Annotated in this window: 12 protein-coding genes; 9 read left to right on the top strand and 3 right to left on the bottom strand. The window is 55.1% G+C overall.

Going from position 1 to position 14,145, the window contains the following annotated elements:
- The 5 genes from WLO31_RS19355 (at position 1) to WLO31_RS19375 (ending at position 4,058) form a co-directional block, all read left to right on the top strand.
- Positions 1-945: an ABC transporter substrate-binding protein gene (locus tag WLO31_RS19355; RefSeq protein WP_435928146.1), complete on the top strand. Its 945-nt coding sequence runs from the start codon at positions 1-3 to the stop codon at positions 943-945.
- Between the two features lie 80 nt (positions 946-1,025).
- Positions 1,026-1,709, top strand: a complete 684-nt coding sequence (locus WLO31_RS19360) for a D-lyxose/D-mannose isomerase (protein WP_435928147.1) — start codon at positions 1,026-1,028, stop codon at positions 1,707-1,709.
- Between the two features lie 38 nt (positions 1,710-1,747).
- Positions 1,748-2,608: a ketose 1,6-bisphosphate aldolase gene (locus WLO31_RS19365; protein WP_435928148.1), complete on the top strand. Its 861-nt coding sequence runs from the start codon at positions 1,748-1,750 to the stop codon at positions 2,606-2,608.
- A 9-nt stretch (positions 2,609-2,617) separates the two neighbouring features.
- Positions 2,618-3,625, top strand: a complete 1,008-nt coding sequence (locus WLO31_RS19370; protein ID WP_435928149.1) for a carbohydrate kinase family protein — start codon at positions 2,618-2,620, stop codon at positions 3,623-3,625.
- Positions 3,626-3,932: 307 nt separating this feature from the next.
- A complete protein-coding gene (locus WLO31_RS19375; protein ID WP_435930673.1) occupies positions 3,933-4,058 on the top strand; it encodes a Hok/Gef family protein in 126 nt (41 codons plus the stop codon).
- 86 nt (positions 4,059-4,144) lie between these two features.
- On the opposite strand, the gene WLO31_RS19380 is transcribed toward WLO31_RS19375, so the two are convergent.
- The gene (locus WLO31_RS19380; protein WP_435928150.1) at positions 4,145-4,879 is read right to left on the bottom strand and encodes a response regulator transcription factor; all 735 of its coding nucleotides are present in this window, start codon (positions 4,877-4,879) and stop codon (positions 4,145-4,147) included.
- A gap of 229 nt (positions 4,880-5,108) precedes the next feature.
- Positions 5,109-6,422, bottom strand: a complete 1,314-nt coding sequence (gene gltP / locus WLO31_RS19385; protein WP_435928151.1) for a glutamate/aspartate:proton symporter GltP — start codon at positions 6,420-6,422, stop codon at positions 5,109-5,111.
- Between the two features lie 423 nt (positions 6,423-6,845).
- Here gltP and acs point away from each other — a divergent pair, with 423 nt between their 5' ends.
- The 4 genes from acs to WLO31_RS19405 all read left to right on the top strand — a co-directional run bounded on the left by acs (position 6,846) and on the right by WLO31_RS19405 (position 12,215).
- On the top strand, positions 6,846-8,804 hold the full coding sequence (acs, locus tag WLO31_RS19390) for an acetate--CoA ligase (protein ID WP_435928152.1): 1,959 nt from the start codon (positions 6,846-6,848) through the stop codon (positions 8,802-8,804).
- Between the two features lie 79 nt (positions 8,805-8,883).
- Positions 8,884-9,198: a DUF485 domain-containing protein gene (locus tag WLO31_RS19395; RefSeq protein WP_435928153.1), complete on the top strand. Its 315-nt coding sequence runs from the start codon at positions 8,884-8,886 to the stop codon at positions 9,196-9,198.
- Positions 9,192-10,853 (top strand): cation/acetate symporter ActP, encoded by a 1,662-nt coding sequence (actP, locus tag WLO31_RS19400; RefSeq protein ID WP_435930674.1) that lies wholly within the window; start codon positions 9,192-9,194, stop codon positions 10,851-10,853. The genes WLO31_RS19395 and actP overlap by 7 nt, the downstream gene beginning before the upstream one ends.
- A gap of 126 nt (positions 10,854-10,979) precedes the next feature.
- Positions 10,980-12,215 carry a Gfo/Idh/MocA family protein gene (locus WLO31_RS19405; RefSeq protein WP_435928154.1) on the top strand — a complete coding sequence of 412 codons (1,236 nt, stop codon included), beginning with the start codon at positions 10,980-10,982 and terminating at the stop codon, positions 12,213-12,215.
- Between the two features lie 239 nt (positions 12,216-12,454).
- On the opposite strand, the gene WLO31_RS19410 is transcribed toward WLO31_RS19405, so the two are convergent.
- Positions 12,455-14,101, bottom strand: a complete 1,647-nt coding sequence (locus tag WLO31_RS19410) for a Na+/H+ antiporter (RefSeq protein WP_435928155.1) — start codon at positions 14,099-14,101, stop codon at positions 12,455-12,457.
- Between the last annotated feature and the right edge of the window lie 44 nt (positions 14,102-14,145).

Consider the following 14,145-nt stretch of genomic DNA (forward strand, 5'->3'; position numbering starts at 1 on the left):
ATGCGTTTGAAGCCAATAGTGACCGCGTTGCTCGCGGGGGCCATGATTGCCGGGGCGCCCTTTGCCCAGGCGAAAGACCTGAAATCCATCGGCGTGACGGTGGGCGATCTCGCCAACCCGTTCTTCGTGCAGATAACCAAAGGCGCCGAACTTGAAGCCCGCAAGCTTGCAGGCGACAACGTGAAGGTGACGCTGGTTTCCAGCGGTTACGATCTGGGCCAGCAGGTTTCGCAGATCGATAACTTTATCGCCGCCAAAGTGGACATGATCATTCTTAACGCCGCAGATTCCAAAGGGATCGGCCCGGCGGTGAAACGCGCTAAAGATGCGGGGATCGTAGTGGTTGCGGTAGACGTGGCGGCGGAAGGCGCGGATGCCACCATTACCTCGAACAACACCCAGGCGGGTGAAATGGCCTGTAAGTACATTTCGGATCGCTTAAAAGAGAAAGGCAACGTGGTCATCATCAACGGGCCGCCGGTATCCGCCGTGCAGAACCGCGTTGAAGGCTGTCTGACCGAGTTCAAAAGGCATCCTGATATCAAGATCCTTTCGTCTAACCAGAACGCCAAAGGCAGCCGTGAAGGCGGCCTGGAAGTGATGACCTCGCTGCTGGCGGCCAATCCGAAGATCGACGGGGTATTCGCCATCAACGATCCAACGGCGATCGGGGCCGATCTCGCGGCGAAACAGGCTCAGCGTAACGAGTTCTTTATCGTTGGCGTGGACGGCAGCCCGGATGCGGAAGAAGCCCTGAAGCGCGGCGGCAACTCGCTGTTTGTGGCGACGCCTGCGCAAGATCCGCAGGTGATGGCGGCGAAGGCGGTGGAGATTGGTTACGACATTCTGCAGGGCAAACCTGCGCCTAAAGAGCCCGTGCTGATCCCGGTGACGATGATCGATAAAAACAACATTGGCACTTATAAAGGCTGGACGGTGAAATAACGCCAGCGCTCTGTAAATTGTAGGGCGGATAAGCCGCTCGCCCTCCGCCCTACAAAAAAGAGTGTGCATAAGGAGACAACATGAAACGCTCCGAAGTGAATCAGATCCTGTCCCGGACCCGCCATTTCTTTATGCAGCATGACGTGCACCTGCCTCCTTTCGCCTCTTACGACCTGACGAAATGGCAGCAGGTGGACAAAGCCATCTGGCAGGAAGTGTTCGATCTGAAGCTGGGCTGGGACGTGACGGCGTTCGGCGGCAACGATTTTCTTGCCCAGGGGCTGACGCTCTTCACTTTGCGTAACGGCTCGCCGGACGGCGCGCCTTATTCCAAATGCTACGCCGAGAAAATTATGCATGTCCGCGAAGGACAGCTTACGCCGATGCATTTCCACTGGCGGAAACAGGAAGACATCATCAATCGTGGCGGCGGTAATTTGATCGTCGAGCTGTGGAATTCAGACCAGTTTGAGCAACCCGAAGAGAGCGACGTAACGGTCACCATTGACGGTTGCCGCCAGACCCACGCGGCGGGCAGCCAGCTCCGCCTGTCGCCCGGCGAGAGCATCTGCCTGGTGCCCGGCGTCTACCACAGTTTCTGGGGCGAACCCGGCTATGGCGATGTGCTGGTCGGCGAAGTGTCGATGGTGAACGACGATGACCGCGACAACCGGTTCCTGAAACCGCTTGAGCGTTTTAACAGTATTATCGAAGACGAACCGGCGCAGCAGGTGCTGTGTAACGAGTATCGCCAGCGCTTTTAATTAGCCCATTACTCTCACCCAACACCAGGGGACCGATTATGGCTTTGATATCACTTGCAGACGGACTGGCTCACGCACGCGCGAACGGCTACGCGCTGGGCGCTTTTAACGTGCTCGACAGCCATTTTCTGCGTGCGCTTTTTGCCGCGGCAAAACAAGAAAACTCGCCGTTCATTATCAATATCGCCGAAGTGCATTTTAAATATGTATCGCTGGATTCCTTAGTTGAGGCCGTAAAATTCGAAGCGGCCCGGCACGATATTCCGGTCGTGCTTAATCTCGATCACGGCCTGCATTTTGAAGCGGTTGTCCGCGCCCTGCGCCTCGGTTTTAGCTCGGTAATGTTCGATGGCTCAACGCTTGACTATGAAGAAAATATTCGCCAGACCCGCGAAGTGGTGAAGATGTGCCATGCGGTGGGCGTCTCCGTAGAAGCGGAGCTGGGCGCCGTTGGCGGCGATGAAGGCGGCGCGCTGTATGGCGAAGCCGATAGCGATAAATTCACCGATCCCGCCGTTGCGCGTGATTTCGTCGACAGGACGGGCATCGATACGCTGGCCGTCGCCATCGGCAACGCGCACGGCAAATATAAAGGCGAACCGAAGCTTGATTTTGACCGCCTGGCCGCTATCCGCCAGCAAACTGGTTTACCGCTGGTGCTGCACGGCGGCTCCGGCATCAGCGACGATGATTTCCGTAAGGCGATAACGCTCGGTATTCACAAGATAAACTTCTATACCGGTATGTCGCAGGCGGCGCTTGGCGCAGTCGAGCAGCGGATGAATCAGCGCCACGCGATTTATGACGAATTTGCCGAGCTTTTGCTCGGCATTGAAGAGGCTATCACGGACGTTGTGGCCGGGCAGATGCGGATTTTTGGTAGTTCGGGTAAAGCTTAAGGAGTCGCTATGACGCAGCGCAGCGGAATTATTGCCGCCGGGAATATGCTGGTCGATCATGTGCACCAAATCGTACAGTGGCCGCAGCGCGGGTGGCTGGCGGAAATCGTTCACAGCGAACGCTCAACCGGCGGCGCGCCGCTGAACGTGCTGCTGACGCTGGCGAAAATGCATGTCGGCCTGCCGCTACAGGCGGTGGGGCTGGTCGGGGACGATAACGATGGCGATTACATTATGGCGATGCTCGATCAGTATCATGTGAATCGCCAGCACGTTCACCGCACCACTTTTGCGCCCACGTCCATGTCGCAGGTGATGACAGATCCCAGCGGCCAGCGCACTTTCTTTCACTCACCGGGCGCTAACCGCCTGCTCGACTTACCCGCCTTTGACCGCCTTGAAACCTCATTTAAAATTTTTCACCTCGGCTATTTGCTGCTGCTCGATAGCCTGGATATGGAAGATGCGGAATACGGCACGCGCAGCGCAAGGCTGCTGGCGCAGATGTCCCAGCAGGGATACGAAACCTCGCTTGATTTAGTTTCAAGACAGGGCGATCCGCGCTATCGTCCGATGGTGCTCCCTGCCCTGCGCTGGCTGGATCATCTGGTGATTAACGAGCTGGAAGCCAGTGAATTTAGCGGGCTGGAGATTCGCCGGACAGACGGATCGCCGCATGTGGAAAATATTGCTCAGGCAGCGAATCTGTTGCTTGAGTCTGGCGTGCGCCAGCGGGTGGTCATTCACTGTCCGGAAGGCGCGTGGGGCGTAGAAACGGGTGGCGAAGGCGTATGGGTTCCATCGTTTCGTTTAGCGCCTGAAGAAATCATTGGCAGCGTGGGAGCCGGCGATGCGTTTTGCGCCGGGATTTTATATGGCTGTCATGAAAAATGGTCGCTGGTAGAGAGCCTGAAATTAGCGCACGCTTGTGCACGCGCAAACCTTTTATGTGCAAATGCGATCGATGGCGCAAAACCGCTGCCGGAATTACAGATGTTTATTAATGAAAATAGTTAAATGAACGCGTAATAATAAGCGTTTATTTGCGACGCAACGCCAGATATTAATGTAATCCCGTTAAATAAATTACACTTATAATTTTATTCCAATAAAACAGAATGTCAGTAAACTACTCGACGGGTGCTTAGGGTTTTCTGGCCTGAGCATGCGTGAGGGATATTCTCTAAATAAAGAGAAAAAGAAAGCCCCGGGCAACGATAACGTTAACCCGAGGCTATCCCTCAACTCCCAACAAGTTGAGACTAGCCTCTTACTCGCCGAAAGGCAAGGAGTAAAAGGCATGAAGCCTACAAGATCTGTTGTCATGTGTTTATTAATTGTTTGCATAACGTTAGTAGCACTAACCTTATTAACGCGGCGTAATCTTTGCGAGGTTAAAATAAGGAATGATACACAGGAGGTGGCGGCTAAGTTAGCCTGCGAACCGTAAGCTAACGCTCAGCGGGCGGGGTTTACCCCGCCCAACTTGTGAAGCGTTAAGGGAAGTCTTAAGCACCCATTTATTTTTTCAATAATTCATGCCGCATTATTTTCCGCATGAATGATATCAGCAGAAAATACATAACCCACGCCGCGAATAGTGCGAATCAACGAAGGCTGATGTGGATTAACTTCTATCTTTCTGCGCAGCCGCATGATCAGCACATCTATTGTTCTGTCGAATATCTCCAGGCTTTCGCTATGGGTGAGCTCCAGTAATCTTTCGCGCGATAATACCTTGCGGGCATTTTGCATCAGCGCCAGTAACAGGCCATATTCTCCCTGCGTGAGCTCGACCTGCTCGTGCTGCGCATTAAACAGCTGGCACCGGTCGGTATCTAATCGCCAGCCGTTAAAATGCAACCCGCTGGTTTTCGTTATAGCCGTTTCTACCGCCAGCGCCCCCGTGCGACGCAGCACGGCCTTAACGCGGGCTACCACCACACGTGGATTAAAAGGTTTGCCAATATAGTCATCAGCGCCCATTTCCAGTCCCACCACGACATCAGATTCGCTGCCAAGACCGGTCAGCATCACGACGGGAAGCTCGGGACGCTGTCGCTGGATCTGCTGCAACACCTGCAGGCCGTTGATATCCGGCAGCATCATATCGAGCAACACCAGCGCAACCGCCGGTTGCTGAGCTATCGCTGCTAACGCCTCATTGCCGGTATGGCAGACCAGCACGTCAAAGACGTGCTCGTTCAGGGCATCGCGTAGCACATCGCAGATAGCCAGATCGTCATCCACCACCAATATCGCAGGCTTCATTGTTGTTCTCCGGGAGGATGTACAGGTTAACGGGTAAGTGTGAACGATTGTTAATGGAGTGCCGCATAAAAAACAAATACCCATGCTGAAATTTCAACCATTGTCACACTGATAGCCATTTTGGCTGGGACGTGGCTTACATTACGGCTAAGACGGGGCGCAAAAACTTTATTTACAGGCAAAGAAAACGGCCCTGTTGGGCCGTTTGTTTTTACTACGCAAAACTTGATTAGCTATTCGCTTTGTCCGTAAAGCTGCCGAGCATTTCCCGCTCGTAAGCCGCCGCTTTTTTACTGTCGAATTTATGTTCCCACTTGGCGATAACCAGCACCGCCAGCGCATTCCCCACCACGTTCAGTGCGGTACGCGCCATATCCAGGATACGGTCAACGCCTGCGATAAACGCCAGGCCTTCCAGCGGAATCCCCACGCTGCCAAGCGTTGCCAGCAGCACAACGAAGGAGACGCCCGGCACGCCTGCGATACCTTTAGAGGTCACCATCAGCGTCAGCACGAGGATGATTTCCTGACCGATTGACAGCTCAATACCGTAAAGCTGCGCGATAAAGATGGCCGCGATACTCTGGTAAAGCGTGGAGCCATCGAGATTAAAGGAATAACCCGTCGGCACGACGAAGCTGGTAATAGATGCCGGTGCGCCGTACGCTTCCATCTTCTCAATAATGCGCGGCAGCACGCTCTCAGAGCTTGCCGTGGAGAAGGCAAGGATCAATTCATCCTTGAGAATGCGGATCAAAATCCACACGCGCAATCCGCACAGACGGGCCACCGCGCCCAGCACCACCAGCGCAAAGAACAGAATGGCGAAATAAACCAGCAGCACCAGTTTAAGCAGCGGCCAAAGCGAAGCAAAACCGAAGTTTGCTACCGTCACCGAAATCAGCGCAAAGACCCCGATCGGGGCGTAACGCATCACCATGTGGGTCACTTTGAACATGGTTTCAGAGACAGAGCGGAATACCGTAACCAGAGGCTCACGATGCGTGGCCGGCAGCGAAGACAGACCAAGGCCAAACAGCACCGAGAAGAAGATAATCGGCAGCATGTCGCCCTTCGCCATCGAGGCTACAATATTGGTCGGCACGAGGGAAAGGATAGTGCCCATTAATCCGTGAGCGTGACTCTGAACGTCTTCGGCGGTGTGCTGGTATTTTGAAATATCCACGCTGGCGAGCTGCGACATATCAATACCGTGTCCCGGCTGGAACACGTTCGCAAGGGTAATCCCCAGGATAATGGCAACCGTCGTGATCGCTTCGAAATAGAGAATGGTTTTCGCACCGATTCGCCCGAGCTGTTTGGCATCGCCCACGCCCGCAATGCCTACCACCAGCGTAGAGATTACAATCGGCACGACAATCATTTTGATCAGATGAATAAAGATATCACCTGCCGGAGAGAGAAGATTAGCGATAAGCCATGCGCGCTCGTCGCTTTGATAATGCAGAACGCTTCCCAGCGCGATACCCAGCACCAGCGCCAGCAGTATCTGCCAGGCAAGGCTGACCTTTGGTTGTTTCATAACGATTTTATTCCTCAATAAAACGCCATTCCCATATTAGAGCCGATGAGAACGTCACAAACGTAAAAGGGGTATGACAATTGTCGGGGTTTACGAGGGGCTTATTCAGCGGCAGTATGAGTATCATTTGTACGCTATGCTGCGCAACCCTGGATTTTTAGAGATATTCATTCAAAATGCGCGGGCAAACAGAAATTTAGTCCCATCACTGACTATAACTTATTGTTATAAAATATATTTACTCATTCCTTTTTCAAATAACTCTTGCCGTGAATTATTTCTCTTTGATGACTCGTTTGATTAATTTTCAGGCGGTTTAATTAATGCGTGATCTGTCGCCCAAAAAGTAAACAAAGCTGCCAAAGCCCCTACAATTAACGTTTGCGTGACATATTATTAACATCCTCAAGGAGAAAAAAAGCTATGACACAACTACACAAACACGCCATTCCCGCAAATATTGCGGAACACTGCCTGATAAACCCGGAGCAATACTTATCCATGTACCAGCAGTCGGTGCACGATCCCGACGCGTTTTGGGGTGAACAAGGGAAAATCCTCGACTGGATCAAGCCCTACCAGAAGGTGAAAAACACCTCCTTCGCGCCGGGAAACGTCTCTATCCGCTGGTATGAAGACGGCACGCTGAATCTGGCGGCCAACTGCCTGGATCGTCATCTGAAGGAGCGCGGCGACCAGACGGCGATTATCTGGGAGGGCGATGATGCTACCCAGAGCAAAACCATTACTTACCGCGAGCTGCATCGCGACGTCTGCCGTTTTGCCAATACCCTGGTTGAACTGGGTATAAAGAAAGGCGATGTGGTGGCTATCTATATGCCGATGGTGCCGGAAGCTGCCGTAGCGATGCTGGCCTGCGCGCGTATTGGCGCGGTGCATTCCGTTATCTTCGGCGGATTCTCGCCGGAAGCCGTTGCCGGGCGCATCATTGATTCCAGCTCTCGCCTCGTCATTACCGCCGACGAAGGTATTCGCGCCGGGCGCGCTATTCCGCTGAAGAAAAACGTTGATGACGCGCTGAAAAACCCCAACGTGAAGACCGTTGAGCATGTCATTGTCCTGAAGCGCACTGGCGCAAACGTTGAGTGGCATGAGGGCCGTGACCTGTGGTGGAACGAGCTGGTCGAGAAGGCCAGCGCTCACCATCAGCCTGTGGAAATGCATGCCGAAGATCCACTCTTCATCCTTTATACCTCCGGTTCAACCGGCAAGCCGAAAGGCGTAGTCCACACCACGGGCGGCTATCTGGTCTATGCCGCAACCACCTTTAAGTACGTTTTTGATTACCATCCGGGCGATGTCTACTGGTGTACCGCAGACGTGGGCTGGGTGACCGGCCACAGCTATCTGCTGTATGGCCCGCTGGCCTGCGGCGCCGTCACTCTGATGTTCGAAGGCGTGCCAAACTGGCCTGCCCCGAATCGTATGGCGCAGGTGGTGGATAAACACAAAGTGAACATCCTCTACACCGCGCCTACGGCCATTCGCGCTTTGATGGCCGAAGGCGATAAAGCGATTGCGGATACCGACCGCTCTTCACTGCGTATTCTCGGCTCCGTTGGCGAACCGATTAACCCGGAAGCGTGGGAGTGGTACTGGAAGCATATCGGTAACGAGAAATGTCCGGTGATAGATACCTGGTGGCAGACTGAAACGGGCGGCTTCATGATCACCCCGCTCCCCGGCGCAACCGAGCTGAAGGCCGGCTCCGCCTCGCGTCCGTTCTTTGGCGTCCAGCCCGCGCTGGTAGATAACGAAGGCAACCCGCAACAGGGCGCAACCGACGGAAATCTGGTTATTACCGACTCCTGGCCGGGCCAGGCGCGCACCCTGTTCGGCGATCATGAACGCTTCGAACAGACCTACTTCTCGACCTTCAAAAATATGTACTTCAGCGGCGATGGCGCACGTCGTGATGAAGACGGCTACTACTGGATAACCGGCCGTGTGGATGATGTGCTGAACGTCTCCGGACACCGTTTAGGCACCGCCGAGATTGAGTCGGCGCTTGTCTCACATCCGAAAATTGCCGAAGCCGCGGTGGTGGGCATTCCTCACAATATTAAAGGCCAGGCGATTTATGCTTACGTCACGCTGAATCACGGTGAAGAGCCGACGCCGGAGCTGTATGCCGAAGTGCGTAACTGGGTGCGAAAAGAGATCGGCCCGCTTGCCACGCCGGACATCCTGCACTGGACCGACTCGCTGCCGAAAACCCGCTCCGGCAAGATTATGCGTCGCATTCTGCGCAAAATCGCCGCCGGGGATACCAGCAACTTTGGCGATACCTCGACCCTTGCCGATCCTGGCGTAGTCGAAAAACTGCTGGAAGAGAAACAAGCACTTACGATGCCTTCATAACCATTCTCGGCCCTGTTTACCCCTCTCCTTCCGGAGAGGGAACTATAAAAACCACAACCTCACCTCTGGAGACTCTGTGATGAATGAACTCATTTATCAACGGATAGAAGACAGCGCGCATTTCAGGGAGCTGGTCGAAAAACGGCAACGGTTTGCCATTATTTTATCGATTATCATGCTGGTGATTTACGTCGGCTTTATTATGCTGATTGCCTTCGCGCCAGGCTGGCTGGGCACGCCTTTGCACGCGGGCACCAGCGTCACGCGCGGCATACCGATAGGCGTTGGCGTAATCGTTATTTCCTTTGTGCTTACCGCCGTTTATGTCTGGCGAGCCAACGGCGAATTTGACCGGCTGACCCACGCCATGCTGCGCGAGGTAAACGCATCATGAAACGTTTTCTGACCGCACTTACGGCACCTCTGCTTGCCTTGCCCGCCATGGCGCTGGCTGCTGACGCCATTACCGGCGATGTACAGCGCCAGCCGACCAACTGGCAAGCGATAATCATGTTCGTCATCTTCGTTGCCATGACGCTCTACATTACCTGGTGGGCTTCGAAACGCACCCGTTCGCGTAGCGATTACTACACCGCCGGCGGCAACATTACCGGCTTCCAGAACGGGCTGGCGATTTCGGGCGACTTTATGTCGGCGGCGTCCTTCCTCGGGATTTCCGCGCTGGTCTATACCTCCGGATATGACGGCCTGATTTACTCGCTCGGCTTCCTGGTGGGCTGGCCAATCATCCTGTTCCTGATTGCCGAACGCCTGCGCAACCTTGGGCGCTATACCTTTGCGGACGTCGCCTCTTACCGTCTGAAACAGGGGCCGATTCGTATTCTGTCCGCCTGCGGTTCGTTAGTCGTTGTGGCGCTGTATCTCATCGCACAGATGGTGGGCGCAGGGAAACTGATCGAGCTGCTGTTCGGCCTGAATTACCACGTTGCGGTGGTGCTGGTCGGCGTGCTGATGGTGATGTACGTGCTGTTCGGCGGCATGCTCGCCACCACCTGGGTGCAGATCATCAAAGCCGTGCTGCTGCTGTTCGGCGCAAGCTTCATGGCCTTTATGGTGATGAAGCACGTCGGCTTCAGCTTCAGTAACCTGTTCAGCGAAGCCATGGCGGTTCACCCGAAAGGCGCGGCCATTATGAGCCCTGGCGGACTGGTGAAAGATCCGATTTCAGCGCTGTCGCTTGGTCTGGGGCTGATGTTTGGTACCGCAGGCTTACCGCATATCCTGATGCGCTTCTTTACGGTCAGCGATGCCCGCGAAGCCCGTAAGAGCGTGCTCTACGCCACCGGTTTTATGGGCTATTTCTATATCCTGACCTTTATCATCGGCTTTGGCGCCATCATGCTGGTCGGCGCTAATCCGGCGTTTAAAGATGCGGCTGGTGCGCTGATTGGCGGTAACAACATGGCGGCGGTTCACCTCGCTAACGCCGTGGGCGGCAACCTGTTCCTGGGCTTTATCTCCGCCGTCGCCTTCGCCACGATTCTGGCGGTGGTGGCTGGCTTAACGCTGGCTGGCGCCTCTGCGGTCTCGCACGATTTGTATGCCAACGTGTTCCGCAAAGGGGCTTCCGAACGCGATGAGATCCGCGTGTCGAAAATCACCGTGCTGATTCTGGGCGTGGTGGCAATCGGGCTGGGCATTTTGTTTGAGAAACAGAATATCGCCTTCATGGTTGGCCTGGCGTTCTCCATCGCGGCAAGCTGTAACTTCCCGATTATTCTGCTGTCGATGTACTGGTCGAAACTGACCACTCGCGGCGCGATGATCGGCGGCTGGCTTGGCCTGCTGACGGCGGTGATACTGATGATCCTCGGCCCGACGGTCTGGGTACAGGTTCTGGGTCACGCAACGGCTGTCTTCCCGTATGAGTACCCGGCGCTGTTCTCTATTCTGGTGGCGTTTGTGGGTATCTGGGTGTTCTCGATTACCGATAACAGTCCGGAAGGCAATCTTGAACGTGAGAAGTTCCGTGCCCAGTTTATCCGCTCCCAGACCGGGATCGGCATTGAACAAGGACGCGCGCACTAAGCACTCCTCCCCGGCTATTCGGCCGGGGATCACATTTTTCTCCCGCTACGCTATCAATCTTATCTCCGGGCGCTACATTAGCTTAATAATGAAACGGTGTTTTATTAATGCATGAGCGAGGATGAGATGAAGAAGTATGCCCTGGTCGGAACCGGTGGACGCGCCGGACTTTACATCGAAGCAATCAGCGGGAAGTGGAAGGACAATGCGCGCCTGGTCGCCTTTTGCGATACCAATCAGACACGCATGAACTATGCCAATAAGCTACTGAGCCAGGCCGGAGCGCAGACGGTATCGACCTGGAAAGCCGAAAGCTTCGGGACAATGATCCACGAAACGCGTCCGGATATTATCATTGTGACCACCATGGATCGCACGCATGATGATTATATTGTGCAGGCGCTCCACGCGGGCTGCGATGTGATTACCGAAAAGCCGATGACCATCGACGAACCGCGCGCCTTGCGCATTCTCGACGCTATTGAGCAAACGGGTCGCCAGGTACGCGTAGCCTTTAACTACCGGTACGCGCCGCACCACAGCAAAATCCGTGAACTGCTGATGAATAACGCCATTGGAGAGGTCTTTTCAGTCCATTTTGAATGGCTGCTTAATACCGAACACGGCGCGGACTATTTCCGCCGCTGGCACAGGGAGAAGCGCAACAGCGGCGGCCTGCTGGTGCATAAGTCCACCCACCATTTTGACCTGATGAATTTCTGGCTGGGAAGCTATCCGCAGAGGGTCTACGCCGAAGGCGGCCTGCGTTTCTACGGAAAAGAGAATGCGGAAAAGCGCGGGATCTCGCATTTTTATCCACGAGCCCACGGCTATGCTGCGGCGAAAGACGATCCGTTTGCCCTGCATATGGAAGAGAATGCCCAGCTTAAGGCGCTTTATCTCGACGCGGAGCATGAGGACAACTATTTCCGGGATCGCAACGTGTTCAGCGACGGCATTAACATCGAGGACACCCTGTCCGTACTGGTGAAGTATCAAAACCAGGTGCAGCTGACCTATTCCCTGAATGCCTATCTGCCGTGGGAAGGATTAAACGTGGTCTTCAACGGCAGCCGTGGTCGGCTGGAGATGAAGCTGGTGGAAACCTCCTACGTCAACGCGGGCGGGCAGCGCGATAACGAAGGCAGCCTGGAAAGCTGCGATATTACGGTCTTCCCGATTTTTGCCGAACCGTACAAAGCTGATTTCACCGTGGGAGAAGGCGGACACGGCGGAGGAGATAACGCCATGCTGGCAGATTTGTTTGGCGAACCGGGTGACGATCCGCTGAAACGGGCCGCCGACCATCGGGCTGGCGCCATGTCGATTCTGACAGGCATCGCCGGGAATATCTCTATGTAGCAGCAGCGGCCCGTATGGTTTAAAGAGTTTGAGCTGGTTACGCGGCTGAAAAATCTCGTCGGGTGAAGTTTTACCCGCCTGACCGGCAAAACGTTGCGCAACCCCGAAGATGAGCTGGGTTGTACGCTGCAAAGAGTTCTGGTCGATGATGGATGAATAAAGGCGGTGAATGAAGCGGTCCGCTTACCCACCCTGCAGGCGCGATTCGCAGGGCGGATAAGCGCAGCGTCAGCCGCCGGTTAATGCTTCTCGATAAGCAATGCTTCCAGCAGGTCAAGATCGTGCAGCAGCTTTTGCAGCGTCTCGTTGCTGATTTTTTGCGTGGCGCGCAGGTGGTACAGCTCAGCGCGCTCGGAGCGTAGCGCGGCAAGACGGAAGCGGCGTTCCAGATTTTCTTCCAGCTCGCTGTTTTCCACGTCGTTTCGCCCGTCCGCCCGGCGGCGCAGGTTGCCGATAACGCGCGAACTCACCTCGGTAAGCAGCTGATCGTCAATATTTTCTTTGGTGTCTGCCGCCAGGCGCTCTTCCATTTTCTGTATCGCGACAATGGCGACTTCGGCCGTGGCGGAGCGGGCCAGACGCTCCTCTTTGCGAGCTGCGGATTTATCCGCCAGTTCGACATTTTTCAGCAGGACGGGCAGCATAATCACCCCGGCGAAGAGCGAGAACAGGATCACACCGGCGGAGAGGAATATCAGCTCATAACGCGCCGGGAACGGCGTACCATCGCCAAGCAACAGCGGAATCGACAGCACGCCAGCAAGGGTAATCGCCCCGCGCACGCCGGCAAAAGCGGCAACCGCCAGTTCACGCGTGGTGAAGGAGCCAAACTCCAGCGGATGCTTTTTCATAAAGCGCAGGCTGAGGCGCTTCATGGACCACAGCCACAGGAACCGCACGCCAATTAAGGCGACATAAATCAAAACGATATCCAGGAAGAGCATCCACAGTTCTACGTTTGGATCGGCATTCGCGGCGGTAATAGAGGTTTCCAGAATGCCCGGCAGCTGCAGGCCTAACAGCAGGAAAACCATGCCGTTGAAGACAAACTCCAGCATGGCCCAGACGCTGTTAGCGCGCAGGCGCATGGCCAGCGGCGCGCTGCGCAGCACGCCAGAGCGGGTGATGGTCATCCCTGCGGCAACGGCCGCCAGGATGCCCGAAACGCCAATATGTTCGGCAATCAGATAAGAAGCGAAAGGCAGCAGCAGCAGCAGCAAAGTCTGCGTCGCGGGCTCATCGCCGCTCCAGCGGCTCATCAGGCGCAGCGACTTGCCGTACAGCCAGCTCACCGCGATGCCCGCAAGCAAACCGCCGATTGCCACTTTCAGGAATTCAATCGTCGCCCCGCCGACGGTAAAGACCATCGCGCCGACCGCTACCGCTACCGCCATTTTCAGCGATACCAGACCGGACGCGTCGTTCATTAACGCCTCGCCCTGCAAAATCCCCATGATTTTCTTCGGAATGCGCCCTTCGCCGACGATGCCGGAAAGCGCCACGGCATCGGTCGGCGACAGCACGGCCGCCAGCGCAAACGCAGGTACCAGCGGGATCCCCGGCACCATGTAGTAAATCAGGAAGCCGATGCCCACGATGGTAACCAGCACCAGAACCAGCGCAAGGCCGATGATTTCCCTGCCGTGGTTCAAAAATTCATTGGTAGGCGTCTTCCAGCCGTCCGCAAACAGCAGCGGCGGGATAAACAGCACGAGGAATAGTTCAGGATCAAACTCAACGTGTAAGCCGAAGTGCGGCCACGCAAGCAGCGCGCCTATGGCGATTTGCATTAACGGCAGCGGGATCTGGAAAGGCAGCATGCGCGTTGCCACTCCAGATAAGGAGACCACGAGAGTCATAATGAGAATAGTGAAGAAGATTTCCATACTTTCCTTAGTCGCGGTGTGTGGTGAAACCCTTTTTGCAGGCT

The organism is Dryocola sharpae (genome assembly GCF_051307055.1).
Taxonomy (GTDB): Bacteria; Pseudomonadota; Gammaproteobacteria; order Enterobacterales; family Enterobacteriaceae; genus Dryocola.